Here is a 16,022-nt window from a genome sequence, read left to right as displayed (position 1 = left end):
CTCCGTCTGCTTCGATCGCTGTCACGCGGCCGCCGTCGAGTTCGTCGCCGAGATGCACGATCATGCTCTGGCCGCCTGATCTCAGGATCGCGGTCGGGTCCTCATCGTCGAGGATGACCGCGGTCGCTACGTATCGGGGACGCGCCGGCGCAGCCGTTGTGGTCGGCGTCGTCCGCTGTATCTTCACCTTGTATGGAACCATCGGGTCGCGCAGTTCCTCGTTCTCGAGTTCGACCTCCGAGGCGCTCGCCAGCGTCGTCATGAGGCCGGTGACCTCTTCGCCGCGAATCTCGAGGTTTCCAGGGCTGTCCGTCGCGAGCGACCCGGCCGCCTGCATGCGGACGACGGAACTCGTGAGAGAGCGGACCGCCACGACCCCCGACACGGCTGTCAGCACGAGGACCAGCGCTACGATCGTGCGTTCGCGGTTCTTCATCGATCCCTCCGCTCCGATCAGTACCCGATGACCGACAGCGTGATGATGGCGCGGTGCGTCCGCCCCGCTCCGATGCTGCTCGACCGGTAGTCGAACGCGTGGACGATCACGACCTCGGGAATGGTCTCGAGGAAGTGCAGGAAGCCGCGGAACTCCTGAAAGCCGCCCTCGAGGGTCAGCTTGAACGTGCGCTTCATGTAGTCGCCGTCGGGCGTCTCGCCCATCGGTTCGACTCGCGTGATCACGGCGCCGAGACGACCGGCCTCCTCGTTGACGACGGCGAGGAAGCGCTCCGCGCCGTTGGTGCCTTCCTCGATCGGAACCGGCAGGAAGCTCACGATGCGTCCGAGTTCCTCGCTGTGGGAGACGACGTAGAGAAGCTCCTGTTCCGCCCGGGCCGCCTTGCGCTGCACGGCGGCAAGCGCGTCTCGCTTCGGTCTGTGGAACACCGTGTCACCGACCAGCAGTCCCACGAGAACGGCAGCGGCGATGATCAGCACTGTCCTAGGACGCAAAGCTGCCTCCCTCAAGCTCTGGGACGGAGGTCGTGTCGGCACCGGCGGGCTCAAGGTCCTCTGCCTCGTCCGGCGTCACGTAGTCATCGGGCGCCACCGTCCCGGCGCTTCGACGCTCGATGATGATGTCTGGGTCGCTCAGCGGGCAGAAGATCTCGAACTCGAGGTACTCCTCGCCGCTGTCCGTCAGCCAGGCCGAGTCGACGAGCCTCGCCTCCGAGAAGTGCTCGCGGAAGCTCTGGTCCTCGCGAATGGCCGCCAGGAAGGACATCAGGTTCGTCAGTCCCTCCTCTTCTCCGCCCGCCTTGATCCGACCGGTCAGCCTGAGGCCGTACGATCCTGAGCCGCTCCCACCCCGCCTCTCGGCGAGTCTGATCCGGGGAAACCACATGTCTGCCGGCGTTTCGACCGCGACGGCAGCCAGCACCCGGCTCCAGCGCGTCTGTTTGGCGCGTTCCCTGATGAGACGCACCTCCTCCTCACTCGCCGCGCCGCCCTCGTCGATGACGACCTTGGCCAGCGCCCTCTCGGTGGCCTCCAGGCGCTCACGAGCGACGGCGACGTTTCTCGACTGGACCATCACCGCGACCACGAACATGCCGACGAGGACCACGTTCATCCCGATGACGACCGAAGCGAAGGCCAGCTGGCGGATGCGCTGCCGCGCCTTGATGCGGCGTTCCTTGCCGAGTCTGTGGACATTGACCTTGAAGAGCACCTTTACATCCTCCGGGCCAGCCCCATGGCGACCGCGAGCCGCGGTCCCTGGGATGACAGTGCGCCGAGTTCGACGCCCGATGTCTCCACCTTCTCGAGCGGGTCCAGGATGTTGGTCGCGATGCCTGTCTTCTCCTGGAAGGCCTGGCGTATCGAAGCGTCCAGCACGCGACCGCCGGTCAGGTAGATCCGCTCGATGCCCCTCTTGCCTGTCTCGTTGTTGTAGTAATTGAGCGAGCGCCGCACCTCGTTGAGGGTGCGTTCGACCCACGAGGAGTCGGTCGGGACGGTGGTAGGGCCTCTGCTCGCGCCGTTCGTGTCGCGACCGAGCGGAACGCTGCGTGTGAAGAAGAGTCCGCCGCGCCTGTAGACGGCCAGCGTCAGCGTTGTCGCACCGACCTCGACGACCGCGACGGTCTCTCCGTCGATAAGTCCCTCCTCGTCGGCCTCATTCATGAGAGCGAGAGGGTTGATGTCGATCGTGTCCGGCTCGATCCCGGCCTTGCCCAGGACCTTGAGCAGTCGGTCGACAGCCTTCGTCTCGACCGCGGCCAGGAGGACACTCATGTTGCCGTCCTCGCTCCTCCCGCCGTTCATGATCTGGAAGTCGAGCACGAAGTCCGACTCCCCGAACGGGATGTGCTTTCTCGCCTCCCAGTGGATCGACTCGGCCAAGGCCTGCTTGGTCATCTTCGGGAAGATGACGTGCTTGACGCTGACGCTCGCGCCGCCGATCGAGGCGACGATCGTGTCCTGCGTCGAGCCGCCGACCTCGTCGAAGACCGCCTTGATCGCGTCGACAAGCCTGGCCTCGCGGTCCCCGCCGCCGGCCGGGGTCGCGTCATCGTCCGGGGCGAGCTCGGCGACGGCGGCGCCCATCAGCACGGAGCTCTTGCCCTTGATGTTCATCCTGACGGCCTTGACGCTCGCTGCTCCGACGTCGATCCCCGTCACCACTCCCGTGTTTCGGCCGAACACTGTCGCCTCCTCGCCGCTAGTACAGCGATCTGTTCCTGCACACGGCTACCGTCTCGAGCTGTATGGACTCGTCGTCCGTCGTGAGTGTCGGTGTGCCCGCGTTGTCGTACAGGCTCATCTCGATGCGCACCTTGACGCCGTTTCCCGAGGTGAACGCGAGCTCGGTCAGGCCCTCAGCGAGAACGGTCCCGCTGCCGTTCTTGAGCTCGTCGTCCACGAGCAGGTAGTTCCCGACAAGGCTGTCTCCCGATGCCGTCGCGCGGTAGATCGCCATGGTCGTGCCGCCGTTCGTGATCTCGACGCGGCTCCCGTCCCTGATGTCCGAGACGATCCGCTCCATGGCGAGGTCCCCACGCCTCTGCAATGCAAGTCTCGCGCCAGAGCGGTCCCAGGCCTGCATGGACGTCAGGTAGATGCTCATGACGGCGAGCAGGATGACACCGGCGATGATGCTCGCCACGAGAAGCTCCGTGATGGTGAAGCCCCCCTGCGTCCTGCTCGTTGCGAGATGCCTGATCATCGCTCTACTCTCCAACGACCGTGACCAGACGCACCTGGTCGCGGTTCCAGTCCTTCGGGAAGTCGAGCGTCACGACCACGAGCTTGGCGTCGACGGTGACGCCGCCCCCCGACCACGACGTGTCGCGAACCGCCCACTGGAGGTCACCCAGGAGATCGTCGGTCGTCGTGTCGGTGCCCCGGTCGTCGAGGACGACCGTCGGATCGTCGGGGTGCGTGCCGACCGTCATGTCGACGCTCGTCCAGTCGGAGTCGACGCCCGTCGAGGCGTAGCCCGCGTACTTGAGCTCTTCGATCTTGAGCTCGGCCATGCGGAGAGCGATCCTGCGCTCTCCCTCGAACGCCACCGTCGTCTCGCCGCTGAAGAGCATCTGGTAGACGAAGACGATGGCGATCGAGAAGACCACGACCGCGACAACGAGCTCGATGAGGCTGAAACCGTTCTGCCCCGCCTGCCGGAGTTCCACTCCGTCATCCCCCTGCATGGGACCTCTGGTTGACTGCGTGCTTCCTCGACCGCGCTGGTTTGAGGTACTGCTCCGAGGGGCGCTCCTTCCCCTCGCACGGGTCAGGACCGGGGCCCCGGTGAAGGGGCCCCGGCCGTACCCGGTCGGCTACCAACCGGACTCGGAGAAGCTCCCCGTTCCGGCGTCGCCGTTCTGCGCGTTGGCTCCGGCCTGCGTCCACACGATCGTGGCGCCCTCCGGACCCCACGTCCCGTTCACCGTCGCGGTGACGGTGAAGCCGTTGGCGTCCTGGTCGCTCAGCGCGTACGAGAAGTACGTCGCATTGTCGACGTCATCCTGTGCCAGGAAGTCGTCGAAATCGGCGCCCGCGTACGTGTTGTTCTTCTGGAAGTACACCAGCGCGCCGCTCGTGACCGAGTCGATCACCGCGTACGCCTCGCTCTTCTTGCCCTCCTGGATGTAGTGCATGTACACCGGGACGGCGATACCCGCGAGCACGAGGACGATGATGACAACGACCATGAGCTCGACCAGCGTGAAGCCCTTCTGGTTTCTGAAGACCTGCATGTTTTCACCTCCCTTCGCGGTCCATTCTGAGGCCCTGGTTTGAATCTCTCCAATTGCTGAACTGCGCGAGAGCTCCTACATCCCGCGTCGGACTGCTCCACCGAGATGGAACACCGGAAGGAACATCGCCACCAGCATGATGGCGATGATGCCTCCGATGAGCACGATCATGAGCGGCTCGATGACCGAGGCCAGACCCTCGACCGCGGTCTCCACCTCATCGTCATAGTGATCCGAGACCGAGTCGAGCATGTCGCCCAGCGAACCGGTCTCCTCTCCCGTCGCGACCATCTGAACCACGATCTCGGGGAAGATCCCCGAACCTGAGAACGCCAGCGAGAGGCTTGAGCCCCTCTCGACCATGTCCGCGATCGCGTGGCCGGCTCTCCTGATGACCTCGTTCCCGGACGAGTTGCCCGAGAGCTCGAGCGCCTCGATCATGGGAAGACCGCTGGTCACGAGCGTCCCGAGTGTGCGCAGGAACTTGGCGACGACGACCTTCCTGACCAACCTGCCGAAAATCGGGATCCTGAGCTTGATCCTGTCGATCAGAAGCCTGCCCTCATCGCGCCTTCCGAGGATCTGGTAGGCGGCCACGAGCGCGGCCACCACCGCCACGAAAACCCAGAGATTCGACGACACGAACTGACTTGCGCCGATCACGACCTTGGTGGGGCCGGGAAGGTCGGCTCCGAGCTTGTCGTATACCTCGGCCATCATCGGGACGATCCGGATGAGCAGCACGACCATGGCGACCAGCGAGAAGCTGACGACGAAGATCGGGTACGCCAGGGCCGCTCTCACCTTGCGCTTGATGGCCTCAGTGCGGTTGAGATAGATGACAAGCTGGTCCATGATCGAATCGAGCGTTCCGCTCGACTCGCCGGACCGGACCATGCCGACGTAGAGCTTCGAGAAGGCGTTCTGGTGTTTCGCCATGGCGGCCGACAGCGACTCGCCCCCTTCGATGTCGCCCGCGACCGCGATGAGCACGTCGCGGAACGTCGAGTTCTCCTCCTCGCGGGCCAGCGCGTAGAGCGCCCTGACCAGCGGGAGGCCGGCTCTGAGCATCGAGGCGAGCTGCTTCGTGAAGAGCGCGATCGTCTTCGACGACACGCGTCCGCCGAAAAGCGGCTGCGCGGAGAGCTGCTCCTTGAGCGTCTCCCCGACCTGACGGATCGACAGGACGACGAGACCGTCGCGGTGAAGCATGTCGGCCGCGGCCTCGGCCGACTCCGCGTAGACGTAGTCGGACTTCTCGATTCCTGCCGTCGTCTTGGCCACGTACTGGTAGCGTGCCACTCTTCCTAAGCTCCTTCTGCCTTCGGTCACCGTTGCAAGGCGGGTCCCCTTCGGGGAGCCGACTAGCTCATGACGACGCCGACGGCCTCCTCGGGGGTCGTGATGCCGACACGGACCTTCCGGATGACGTGGTCCTTGAGCGTGACGAAACCCTGTTCGAGCGCCTTCTCCCTCAGAACGTCCGCGGAGACCCCGTCGGTGATCAGCTTCCCGAGCTCCGGGTTCAGTTCGAGGAGTTCGTAGACACCGGTCCTGCCCAGATAGCCGCGCCCTCGGCACTGCTTGCACCCGACGCCGTGGACGAACTCGACACCCTCGAGCGCCTCCTCACCGATGGCGGCGACCGCCTTCGGATCGGGCTCGTACGGCTCCTTGCAGTGCGGACAGATCATCCTGACAAGCCTCTGTGCCATGACCAGGTGGACCGAGCTGCTGACGAGATAGGGCGCGATTCCGATGTCGACGAGCCTGGTTGCCGTGGACGGCGCGTCGTTCGCGTGCACGGTGCTCAGCACGAGGTGCCCGGTCAGCGCGCTTCGCACGCCCAGCTCCGCCGTTTCCTGGTCCCGGATCTCGCCGATCATGATGATGTCCGGGTCCTGTCGGAGCAGTGACCTCAATCCTCCTGCAAAGGTCATGCCTGCCTTGCGGTTGATGCTCACCTGGTTGATCCGTTCGAGGTGGTACTCGACCGGATCCTCCAGCGTCGTGATGTTCTTGGCTTCGCGGTCGAGCTCGCTCATCCCTGAGTAGAGCGTCGTGCTCTTTCCCGAGCCGGTCGGCCCGCTGATGAGCACCATGCCGTAGGGCCTTCGAAGCGCGTTCCGGAAGGTGGGCAGCATCTCCCTGGCGAACCCGAGATCGGAGAGGTCCACCTGGAACCCGGACTTGTCCAGCAGACGGAGCGCGACCTTCTCGCCGTAGATCGTCGGCAGCGTCGACACGCGGACGTCGACCTCGCGGTTCTCGAACGTGGCCGTGAACCGCCCATCGAGCGGGACGCGGCGCTCGGCCACGTCCATGTCCGACAGGATCTTGATGCGGACGACGATGGCCTCGTGGAAGCGCTTGGGCGGCGTCGAGCTGTCGTAGAGCACACCGTCCACGCGGTACCGGACCAGGGTGCGGTCCTCGAGAGGCTCGATGTGGATGTCGGTCGCCCGCTCGGCCATGCCCTGCGCGAGAATGAGGTTCACGAGGCGAACGATCGGCGCGTCCTCGGCCTTGCTCCGGAGTTCCTGCTCCGTCAGCTCGTCGAAGCTCTGCTCCTCCGGCGTGCCGAGCTCCAGCCTGGCGCCCTCGATGGCGTCCTCGAGATGCTGGGTCGCCATCGCGTTCCGGTAGGCCGTGGCGATGGCCTCCTCGATGTCGTCGCGGCGCGCGACCTGGAGCTCGAGCTCCATGCCGGTCGACGCGCGAATGTCGTCGATGGCGATGAGGTCCATCGGGTCCGCCATGGCGACCGTCAGCCGGGCGTCGTCCTTCGCCACGGCCAGTGCGCGGTGCTTCCTGGCCATCGACTCGGGGATCGTCAGGATGACGTCCGGCTCGATGGTCGGGACGTTCTCGGGCTCGAGGACCTCGATGCTGAGCTGGCTGGCGAGCGCCTTCACGATGTCGGACTCCTCTGCGAGCCCGAGACCGATCAGGGCTTCTCCGAGACGTTCCCCGGATGCCCGCTGCCGCTCCAGCGCCTTCTGGAGTCCCGCCTCATCGATGACGTTCGCGTCGATGAGGAGCTCGCCGAAGCGCTTGCCGCCGAAGAGCTGTTCGCTGCCGTTCGACGTCGACACCTTGGTCTCCTTCTGCTGGTCCGAAGCCGCCACTTGGCCCCCTTGTGTTCTCATGCCTGGCAGTACCGGCGCATCTCCACGAGGCCCGCGACGACCCGCGGGAGTGCCGTGCCTGGAGCGGAATCAACTCTGGTCGACCGGGCGTTCTTCCCAATCGACGACGATGTAGTCGTCCGTCTGCGGGTACGACGGCGGCGACTGGGTCGTCATGTTCCGGTCGAAGTGGTAGTCCTTGTTGTACCCAGACGTGATTCCGTAGCCGTGATAGAAGGTGCCGATCGGCCCCATTCTCTTCTGTGCGAATCCGCCGTAGACCGTCAGGTCCCCGCGCGGGTCGCCCCACTGGTAGTTCTCGACGGTGAACGACTCGTCGAGTGCCATCATGTGAGCGTGAATCTCGCAGTCGTTCCGGTTGGCGGCGTTGTCCGCCACGATGATGTTCTTCGCTGAGACCAGACCCAGGAGATCGTCGGCACCGGGGTTCGGGCCCTGCCCCGGCGTCGAGTCCTCGTAGATGATGTCGTCCGTGATGTACATGTCCTCACCGGACGCGATGGTGGCCTGTCCGTCGAGTGTTCCCTCGATGTGCACCTCGTCGACGAAGACGAAGACACCGTTCGTGTCCTCGATCCGCACGTGGGTCCAGTCGGAGTACTGGTACCCCCACCAGCCCCGGCGCTCGTACGAACGGTAGCTCAAATAGCCGTCTGACATGCCGAGCGTCACCTCGTAGCGCGCCGACCTCCCCCTCAGACCGCTCCGGAAGACACCGTCCTGCTGCGCCTGCTGCACGATGGTCTGGCTGAGCTCGCTCAGGCTGGGGAGTTCCATCTCGCTCACACCCAGCTCATAGCCGGCCTCGAAGGTCGGGTCGCTACCGCCCTGGATGACCATCTGATCGGCGGTCGATGTCACCTTGCCGCCGAACCAAGGATCGCCGCTGATCCTGATCTCGCCGTTGACGTGCGTCCGGCCGTTGAGGCTGTCGCCCGTGGTGAACCAGATGTCCGCCGGGTTGCCCGCGAAGTAGATGTACTGCGCAAACGTCTCCCTCCGGATACGGGCCACAACCTCTCGTGCGACGCCGTCGACCGTGCCCCTGGTGACCACCTCGTACTCGAGGAGCCACGGATAGAGCCCGGCGACCTTCGTTAACGAGATGTCGTAGGTCCCTTCACCGAGGTACTCACTCTCGAGCGAGGCTTCATCCGGATACTGGCCGTCATTGGCCTTCTCCTCGAGCCAGCACCTGGCACGCTGCTGCCCGGCCTCGGCGATGTAGAACGCCTTGGCCGAGTCGACCGAGTACTCGACCAGATCGCCCTCGCCGACGGCCATGATGTAGAGGGCCGACGCGACGAGCAGCACGGCCGTGATGATGACCACAACGGTCACCAGCGCGTTGCCGCGCTCATTCCCGATGACCTTCCGAAGGACGGTCGCTGGTGTACGACGCATCCGTTCCATTTTCATCTCTCCAACTTCTGCCTACGTGACGGGCGGGTAGACCTCCCGCCAGTCCAGCACGTTGTATTTGCCTGTTCGCGGATAGCCGGGCGGCGACAGCGTCACGAGCCGCGGGTCGTAGTGGTAGTCCTTCTGATAGCCGTGGATGATCCCGTAGCCGTGCTGGAACATACCGATCGCTCCCTGGCGCTTCTGGGCGAATCCTCCGTAGATCGTGAGTTTCCCTCGCGGAGACCCTGAGCCGTAGTCCTCCACTGTGAACGACTCATCGAGCGCCATCATGTGCGCGTGGATCTCGACATCGTCCCTGTTGGCGGCCGTGTTGGCGACGACCACGTCGCCCGCCGATACGATGCCCAGGATGTCGTCGCAGTCTGCGCCGGGACCCTGCCCCGGCGTTGCGCCGTCGTACGTGAGGTCGTCGGTGATGTAGATGTCCTCCGAGCTTCCAATGGTCAGCTCGCCGTCGAGCACTCCGTTCAGGGCGACCGGCTCGTCGAACCACGCGATGCCGTTCATGCTTGCGATCGACACGTCTACCCAGTCCGACCACTGATAGCCCCACCATCCCTGACGTTCGTAGGCGCGGTAGCTCAGATACCCCGGGTTCCCGCCTCTGCCGAGCACGACCTCGTAGTAGGCGCTGTTCCCGGAGAGGCCGCCGGCGTGGACGCCTCCGCTCGCCGCTTCTCCCGAGAGCTCTCCCACAAGTTCAGGAGACATCGGCAGCGGGATCTCTGGAACGCCCAGCTCGTACCCGCCTTCGAAGACCGGTTCGCTGTCGCCCCACACGATGAAGCTCTCCTCGCTTGAGGTGACCTTCATGCCGAACCACGGCGAACCGGACAACCGGATGTGCCCGTTCGCGTGAACGCGCCCATCAAGGCTGTCCCCCGAAATGAACCAGATGTCCTGCATCTCGTTGGCGAAGTACATGTACTGGGCGAACGTCTCGTGACGGAGCACGACGCTGACCTGACGCGTCACGCCATCGATCGTGCCCGTGGAGACGACGTTGTAGTCGGCAACCCACGGATTCCCGGCGACCTTCGTCAGCGTCACGTCGTAGTCGCCGCCGCCGAGAGGCTGGTCTGAGACCGATGCACTGGCGGGGAACTGAGGCGGGTCCTGCTGCGCCTTCTGTTCAAGCCAGCTTCTGGCGCGGTCGACGCCTGCCTCGGCAAGGTAGAACGCGCGCGAGCCGTCGACCCCGTACTCGACGACGTCGCTCTCGCCCGTCCCGAGGATGAAGAGCGCCGCGCCGACGAGGATCACTGCCGCGATGATCACTACGACCGTCACCAGCGCTGCACCGCGTTCGGGGCGCTCCATCCCGGTCGGATACCGCTCGGTGGCCGCGCCCGCGGCCTGCTGCCTGCTCATATCCCCTCCTGCACCGTCCGGCCGGACACGGCCGGAGACGAGAAGCCACGAGGGATAGATGCAAGGACCATGCCACGCTGATTCGCGTGAGTGGGCGCCCAACTTCCAGCAGAGTAAGTACTTAGGGAGTACCGAGGGCGGGAACCAGCCTCGCGGTGAGCGTCAGACAGCGGCACCCCTCGCAGGAAGCTCGGAATGCAATGACCTGGAAATGGAGCTCGAAAGGCGCGCTCTGAGGCTACGGACGCGTCGCCGGGCGGCGACGCGCGAAGACGGCGAGAGCCAGAAGCAGGACCGCCGCGCCGACCATCAGCCAGGCGACGAGACCTCCATGGCGGGCGTAGAAGGTACGCCCGGTCGCGACCGGTACGTCCTCCACGAGCACGGCGCGCTCGAAGATGGGGGTCTTCGAGATGACGCGGCCGTACGGATCGGCGAACAGCGAGACGCCGCTGTTCGCGCTCCGCGCCAGGCTCCTGCGGTTCTCGATGGAGCGCATGACGGCCATCTGGGCGTGCTGGAAGGGCATGGACGTGCGGCCGTACCAGACGTCGTTCGTGATGTTGACCAGGAGCTCCGCCCCGTCGTCCGTGAACCCCCGCACGAGGCGGGGGAAGATGGCCTCGAAGCAGATCAGGACGGAGAAGCGGACGTCCTCCGTCTCGAAGACGAGACGCTCATCGCCCCGGCGGAAATCGGCCTCTCCGAAGTCGACGTCCTCGAGGAACGGGAAGAGCTCCTCGAACGGGATCGCCTCACCGAAGGGCACGAGGTGGATCTTGTCGTACTTGCCTCGAACGGTCCCGTCCGCGTCCATGAGAAGCGCCGCGTTGTAGGAGCGGTACTCTCCCCTCTCGGCATCGAAAACGAGGTCGGGGAAGCCCGTCAGGATAGGTACCCCGGCCGAGCGCGCGGCCGCCGCCACGCGCGAGAGGTCATTCGCATCCCGCAGGAGGTAGCTGGGCGTCGCGGTCTCCGGCCAGATGATGAGGTCGGGATCCTCCTCCGCGGCAGCGAGCGTCAGCGTCTCCAGCGTCCCGAAGCTCAGCTCCTTGAACTCTGGGTCCCACTTGAGCCGCGCGCCGATGTTCGGCTGGACGACGGCGACCCGAACCGTGCGCTCCCAGGACGCGTTCGACAGCGTGAGCGTGCCGTGCACGAGGGGAACCGACAGCAGCAGCACGAGCGCGACGACGCGCGGGGGCCGGCGACGACCGAGGACGAGCCCCAGGACGACCGCGTTGACGACGGCCATCCAGAGCGAGACCCCGAAGACGCCGGTGAAGGAGGCGAACTGGACGGCGGCCGGGATGCTGACGCCCGTGTACCCCAGAACCCCCCAGGGGAACCCGAGTTCGAAAAGGGAGCGAAGCTGCTCGGCCCCGACCCACATGAGGGGCAGAACCAGCCAGTCGGGCAACGACGTCCTCCGGTCCACGAGGACGGCGCCGGCCGAGAAGAGGCCCCAGTAGAACGACTCGAGCAACACGAGCAGCAGCAGCGCGGACGCCATGAGGACCCGGTCGTCTCCGACGTCCGAGCCGAGGAAGACGATCCAGTAGACCAGCACCGTGAAGAAGGCCGCGCCGGCCACCAGGCCCGGCCGGAAGGCGCTCCAGAACCCGGTGACGCGGGTCCTCTTCAGCACGAAGAAGAGCGGCAGGAGGCCGACGAAAGCCAGCGGCCAGAGGTCGACCGGAGGAAAGGCCAGCGCCAGCACGCCCCCTCCGAGCACGAGGAGGAACGTCTCGCGCCCCCTCGAGAGGGGCGGGCTCGCTCCGTCCGCAGGCCCGATCGAGCGAGGCTGCCTCAAGGGCGTCTCCCTTCCGGCGGTCTCAGGCGCCGAACTTGTCCAGGCGCCCCGCGTGGGCCAGCATGAGCGGCATCAGGTCGACCGCCCGGACCATGCCCAGCCCGCCGCGGAGACAGTGCGATTCGCCGAAGGCGTCGACCGCGTCGACGCGCGCGCTGTCCGCGCGAAGCAGCACCGGCACGGGGTGCCAGCTGTGTGAGGCCAGCGCGGATGGTGTGGAGTGGTCGCCGGTCACGACCAGAACGTCCGGGTCGGTCTCAAGCACGCCCGGCAGGATCGAGTCGAGCTTCTCGGACGCCTCGACCTTCCTGTCGAAGTCTCCGTCCTCCCCGGTCGAGTCGGTCTTCTTGAAGTGCAGGAAGAGGAAGTCATAGTCGGCGTACGCCTTCCGACACGCGGCCACCAGGTCCTCGGGCGTCTCGGCGGGCGGCAGGACATCCATGCCGACGAGCCCCGCGACGCCCCGGTACATCGGGTACCCGGCGATCGCGGCCGCCTGGATACCGAACCGCTCGGTCAGCGTCGGGATCGGGTCGCGGCTCGCGATACCCCGCATGAGGATCATGTTTGCCTTCGGCTCGTTCTTGAGCATCTCGGCGGCCGCGCTGACGAAGGCCCTGAGGACCTCCGCGGTGTGCTTCTGCTCCTCGGTCTCCGCCTTGACGCACTTCGGCGCGACGCCCGTCTCCTGCGGGTCGGTGTCCTCGAGACCTCCGACCAGCCCCTCGCCCCTCAACACAACGACCCCCCGGTGCTCCTTGACGGGACGTACCATGATCTCGACACCGGGAACACGGATGCCGTCGAGGCGCTCCGCGAGCTCGGTACACTTCTCGGTCGAGATCCGTCCGGCCCGCCTGTCGGTCACGAGACCGTCGTCGTCGATCGTCGCGAAGTTGATGCGGATCGCGACGTCGCCGGGCTTGAGTTCGAAGTCGATGCCGAGAGCCTCGAGCACGCCGCGACCGATCTCGTACTCAACCGGGTCATAGCCGAAGAGGGCCATGTGGGCCGGGCCGCTACCGGGCGTGATGCCCGGTGCGATCGGCGTATGGAGCCCGCACACGCTCTCTCCGGCCAGCGCGTCCAGATTGGGCGTCTTCGCGGTCTCGAGCTCCGTGAGCCCTGAGTCCGGGTGAGGAAGTCCCCCCAGCCCGTCGGCGACGAGCAGGATCATCTTCCCGCCCGAGGTGTCGATGAGTCCCTCGGCAACTCTCGGATCGCTGGCCTTCATCGTGCCTCCCTCTCATGCGATGTCGTCGTCAGGAGCCCGTGGCGGTCCAGGGCCCGTGGTCCAGGAAGTCGTCTCTCCATGCGCCGAAGCGTCCCTCGATGATCGCCCGGCGCATGTCGCCCATCATGCACAGGTAGAAGGTGAGATTGTGCACGGTCGCGAGCCTTCCCGCAAGGGCCTCCTCGGCCTGGAAGAGATGGCGGAGGTAGGCGCGCGTGTGGCGCAGGCACGTCGGGCAGTCGCACGCCGGGTCGGGCGGCGAAAGGTCGCGGGCGTAGGCCGCGTTCTTCACGACCAGGCGACCCTCCGATGTGAACAGCATGCCCTTCCGGGCGTTGCGCGTCGGCATCACGCAGTCGAACATGTCGATGCCCTGAGCGACCGACCCGACGATGTCCTCGGGGAAGCCCTGTCCCATGAAGTAGCGTGGCTTGCCCGACGGAAGCTCCTCGACCGCGGCGTCGACCATCTCGCGCATCACGCCGACCGGCTCCCCCACCGCCAGACCGCCGACGGCGTACCCGGGGAAGTCCATTCCGGCGAGCGTCCGCGCCGCGTCCCTCCTGAGGTCCTCGTAGGTCGCCCCCTGCACGATCCCGAAGAGCGCCTGTTCGCCGGGCTCCTCGGACCACGCCCGGTGAGCGCGCTCGGCCCAGGCCAGCGTGAGCTCGTGCGAGCGCTCGGCGTACGAGCGTTCCGCCGGATACGCGACGCACTCGTCGAGCGCCATCATGATGTCGGCGCCGATGGCGCGCTGGAGCTCGACGTTGTCCTCGGGCGTCATGAAGTGCCGCGAACCGTCGAGATGCGACTGGAACTCGAAACCCTCGTCCGTCACACGGTTGAGGTTCGCGAGGCTGAAGATCTGGAACCCGCCGCTGTCCGTGAGAACGGCACCGTCCCAGGCCATGAAGCGGTGGATTCCGCCGGCCTCGCGAACGACGTCGGCGCCCGGACGAAGGTAGAGATGGTAAGCGTTGGCCAGGATGATGCGGGCGCCCATGGTCCGGAGGTCGGTCGGCGCGAGGGTCTTGACGGTCGCCTGGGTCCCTACGGGCATGAAGACGGGCGTCTCGATGACGCCGTGCGGCGTAACGAGCTCGCCCGCGCGGGCTCGGGTCTCCCGGTCCTCGGCGATGACGCGGAACTCGAACACGTATCCTCCTTGAGGACCCGACTAGATGATCAGCATGGCGTCGCCGTAGCTGTAGAAGCGGTAGCCCGTCGCGACCGCTTCGCGATACGCCTCGAGGACCCTCTCTCTTCCGGCCAGGGCCGATACGAGCATCAGCAGGGTCGACTTCGGCAGGTGGAAGTTGGTGACGAGGGCGTCGACGGCACGAAAGCGGTACGGCGGTCTGATGAAGAGGTCGGTCGAACCGCTTCCGGGCCGGAGCACGCCCCCCTCGTCGGCCGTGGACTCGAGGACCCGCACGGCCGTCGTACCGACGGCGACGATCCGACCGCCGGCCCGCCGCGCGCCGTTGATCGCGTCCGCGGCTTCGACCGGGAGCTCGTAGCGTTCCTCGTCCATCGCGTGCTCTTCCGGGTCGTCGCTCGAGACCGGGCGGAACGTCCCGAGACCGACGTGCAGGATGACGCGCGCGACGCGGACGCCCGACGAGACGGCGCGCTCGAGCAGCTCTTCGGTGAAGTGCAGGCCGGCCGTCGGAGCGGCCACGGCGCCTGGGACCCTCGCGTAGACCGTCTGGTAGCGCTCGCTGTCGATCGCCTCGGCCTCGCGGTCGATGTACGGCGGGAGCGGGACCTTCCCCACGCGGTCGACCGCCTCCAGCGGGTCGTCCTCGGCCAGGAGCCGAACCTCCCGCTTCCCTCCCTCAAGCGTCGACTCGACGACGGCCCGGAAGTCCTCTGAGAAGACCACCGTCGTGCCGTCGGCGACTCTGGCACCGGGACGAACGAGTGCCCGCCAGAGACCGTCCGCCGACGGTTCGAGCAGGAGGACCTCTACCTTCCCGCCTGTCTCCGCCTTCCTGCCGACGAGCCGCGCCGGGATCACGCGGCTCTCGTTGATCACGAGGCAGTCGTCCGGTCGAAGGTACTCGAGCACGTCGCGGAAGCGCCGGTGCTCGAAGGGGCCACCGTCCTTTCTGAGAACGAGAAGGCGCGACTCGTCGCGCCTTTCGGACGGATACTGCGCGATCATCTCGCGCGGGAGGTCGTAGTCGAAGTCGGACGTCCTCACGTCGAACCCTCCGACAGGCCGTCGGGTCTCTCCCCGAGTCCGGCGGCGCGCCGCGCCGTCTTCGCGATCCGCCCGGGACGCATGTCGCGGTAGCGCTCCCATTCACTGAAGATGCAGCCGCAGTACTGCTGTCGGTAGACGCCGAGCGCCTTCGACTCCTCGACTCCTTCCATGACACGCGGCCGCCAGTCCCTGTAGAGGAAGGCGACCTCGTGCCGCGCGGCCGCCTCCTCCCCGGCGCGCCGGATGCGCTCGTGTTCCTGCTGCGTACTCACGAGCATCGTCGAGGTAAAGGCGTCACAGCCGAGCCCGGACGCGAGCTCGGCGGCCCGCTCCATGCGCATCCGGTAGCAGACCGCGCACCGGTCATCCGTCCCCCCGTCGACCGCCTGCAGAAACTCGACCAGCCCGTACGGGTCCTCGTGGACGATCTCAACGCCGAGCCGCGCGCACACCTCCCGCGCGGCCTCGTTCCGGCGGACGAACTCGAGATACGGATGGATGTTCGGGTTGGCAAGGGCCACCAGAACCTCGTGCCCCTCGTTGAGCAGGTCGCGGGCCGGGACGATGCCGCACGGCCCGCAGCACATGTGAAGCAACACGCGCATGATGTCTCCGTTGGAGG

General features: G+C 66.3%; 16 protein-coding genes. All 16 read right to left on the bottom strand.

The window, feature by feature from the left end; genetic code table 11:
- Window positions 1–436: hypothetical protein (locus GF405_08120; GenBank protein ID MBD3368120.1), on the bottom strand; the 436-nt coding region annotated here is incomplete at its 3' end.
- A gap of 17 nt (window positions 437–453) precedes the next feature.
- Entirely contained in the window at window positions 454–951 is a 498-nt protein-coding gene (locus GF405_08115) for a hypothetical protein (protein MBD3368119.1), read from the bottom strand.
- Window positions 941–1,669: a hypothetical protein gene (locus GF405_08110; protein MBD3368118.1), complete on the bottom strand. Its 729-nt coding sequence runs from the start codon at window positions 1,667–1,669 to the stop codon at window positions 941–943. Before GF405_08110 ends, GF405_08115 begins: the two co-directional genes overlap by 11 nt.
- A 2-nt stretch (window positions 1,670–1,671) precedes the next feature.
- Window positions 1,672–2,646: a hypothetical protein gene (locus GF405_08105; protein ID MBD3368117.1), complete on the bottom strand. Its 975-nt coding sequence runs from the start codon at window positions 2,644–2,646 to the stop codon at window positions 1,672–1,674.
- 16 nt (window positions 2,647–2,662) lie between these two features.
- Window positions 2,663–3,166 carry a prepilin-type N-terminal cleavage/methylation domain-containing protein gene (locus tag GF405_08100; protein ID MBD3368116.1) on the bottom strand — a complete coding sequence of 168 codons (504 nt, stop codon included), beginning with the start codon at window positions 3,164–3,166 and terminating at the stop codon, window positions 2,663–2,665.
- A gap of 4 nt (window positions 3,167–3,170) precedes the next feature.
- Window positions 3,171–3,650 carry a prepilin-type N-terminal cleavage/methylation domain-containing protein gene (locus tag GF405_08095; GenBank protein ID MBD3368115.1) on the bottom strand — a complete coding sequence of 160 codons (480 nt, stop codon included), beginning with the start codon at window positions 3,648–3,650 and terminating at the stop codon, window positions 3,171–3,173.
- A 129-nt stretch (window positions 3,651–3,779) separates the two neighbouring features.
- The gene (locus GF405_08090; protein ID MBD3368114.1) at window positions 3,780–4,199 is read right to left on the bottom strand and encodes a prepilin-type N-terminal cleavage/methylation domain-containing protein; all 420 of its coding nucleotides are present in this window, start codon (window positions 4,197–4,199) and stop codon (window positions 3,780–3,782) included.
- Between the two features lie 75 nt (window positions 4,200–4,274).
- Complete coding sequence (locus GF405_08085; GenBank protein MBD3368113.1) at window positions 4,275–5,501, bottom strand: hypothetical protein; 1,227 nt, start codon at window positions 5,499–5,501, stop codon at window positions 4,275–4,277.
- Between the two features lie 62 nt (window positions 5,502–5,563).
- Window positions 5,564–7,348: a hypothetical protein gene (locus GF405_08080; GenBank protein ID MBD3368112.1), complete on the bottom strand. Its 1,785-nt coding sequence runs from the start codon at window positions 7,346–7,348 to the stop codon at window positions 5,564–5,566.
- Between the two features lie 69 nt (window positions 7,349–7,417).
- On the bottom strand, window positions 7,418–8,767 hold the full coding sequence (locus GF405_08075; GenBank protein ID MBD3368111.1) for a DUF4900 domain-containing protein: 1,350 nt from the start codon (window positions 8,765–8,767) through the stop codon (window positions 7,418–7,420).
- A gap of 15 nt (window positions 8,768–8,782) precedes the next feature.
- Window positions 8,783–10,144 carry a DUF4900 domain-containing protein gene (locus tag GF405_08070; GenBank protein MBD3368110.1) on the bottom strand — a complete coding sequence of 454 codons (1,362 nt, stop codon included), beginning with the start codon at window positions 10,142–10,144 and terminating at the stop codon, window positions 8,783–8,785.
- A gap of 238 nt (window positions 10,145–10,382) precedes the next feature.
- The gene (gene lnt / locus GF405_08065) at window positions 10,383–11,957 is read right to left on the bottom strand and encodes an apolipoprotein N-acyltransferase (GenBank protein MBD3368109.1); all 1,575 of its coding nucleotides are present in this window, start codon (window positions 11,955–11,957) and stop codon (window positions 10,383–10,385) included.
- 22 nt (window positions 11,958–11,979) lie between these two features.
- On the bottom strand, window positions 11,980–13,191 hold the full coding sequence (locus GF405_08060; protein MBD3368108.1) for a 2,3-bisphosphoglycerate-independent phosphoglycerate mutase: 1,212 nt from the start codon (window positions 13,189–13,191) through the stop codon (window positions 11,980–11,982).
- Between the two features lie 28 nt (window positions 13,192–13,219).
- The gene (gene tgt, locus GF405_08055) at window positions 13,220–14,347 is read right to left on the bottom strand and encodes a tRNA guanosine(34) transglycosylase Tgt (protein ID MBD3368107.1); all 1,128 of its coding nucleotides are present in this window, start codon (window positions 14,345–14,347) and stop codon (window positions 13,220–13,222) included.
- A 21-nt stretch (window positions 14,348–14,368) separates the two neighbouring features.
- The gene (gene queA / locus GF405_08050; protein ID MBD3368106.1) at window positions 14,369–15,499 is read right to left on the bottom strand and encodes a tRNA preQ1(34) S-adenosylmethionine ribosyltransferase-isomerase QueA; all 1,131 of its coding nucleotides are present in this window, start codon (window positions 15,497–15,499) and stop codon (window positions 14,369–14,371) included.
- Window positions 15,394–16,005, bottom strand: coding sequence for a hypothetical protein (locus GF405_08045; protein MBD3368105.1), 612 nt, complete (start codon window positions 16,003–16,005; stop codon window positions 15,394–15,396). Before GF405_08045 ends, queA begins: the two co-directional genes overlap by 106 nt.
- Between the last annotated feature and the right edge of the window lie 17 nt (window positions 16,006–16,022).

This window comes from Candidatus Effluviviaceae Genus V sp. (assembly GCA_014728125.1).
Classification (GTDB): domain Bacteria; phylum Joyebacterota; class Joyebacteria; order Joyebacterales; family Joyebacteraceae; genus WJMD01.
The sequence above is the reverse complement of the archived record's forward strand: the minus strand, read 5'-3'. Positions and strand labels throughout refer to the sequence as shown.

What these genes read in the sequence shown, in the direction of transcription:
- GF405_08100 (MBD3368116.1), bottom strand. Translation starts at nt 3,166, where the DNA reads ATGATCAGGCATCTCGCAACGAGCAGGACGCAGGGGGGCTTCACCATC.
- GF405_08095 (MBD3368115.1), bottom strand. Translation starts at nt 3,650, where the DNA reads ATGCAGGGGGATGACGGAGTGGAACTCCGGCAGGCGGGGCAGAACGGT.
- GF405_08090 (MBD3368114.1), bottom strand. Translation starts at nt 4,199, where the DNA reads ATGCAGGTCTTCAGAAACCAGAAGGGCTTCACGCTGGTCGAGCTCATG.
- GF405_08080 (MBD3368112.1), bottom strand. Translation starts at nt 7,348, where the DNA reads ATGAGAACACAAGGGGGCCAAGTGGCGGCTTCGGACCAGCAGAAGGAG.
- GF405_08075 (MBD3368111.1), bottom strand. Translation starts at nt 8,767, where the DNA reads ATGAAAATGGAACGGATGCGTCGTACACCAGCGACCGTCCTTCGGAAG.
- GF405_08070 (MBD3368110.1), bottom strand. Translation starts at nt 10,144, where the DNA reads ATGAGCAGGCAGCAGGCCGCGGGCGCGGCCACCGAGCGGTATCCGACC.
- GF405_08060 (MBD3368108.1), bottom strand. Translation starts at nt 13,191, where the DNA reads ATGAAGGCCAGCGATCCGAGAGTTGCCGAGGGACTCATCGACACCTCG.
- queA (MBD3368106.1), bottom strand. Translation starts at nt 15,499, where the DNA reads ATGGGAGCGCTACCGCGACATGCGTCCCGGGCGGATCGCGAAGACGGC.
- GF405_08045 (MBD3368105.1), bottom strand. Translation starts at nt 16,005, where the DNA reads ATGCGCGTGTTGCTTCACATGTGCTGCGGGCCGTGCGGCATCGTCCCG.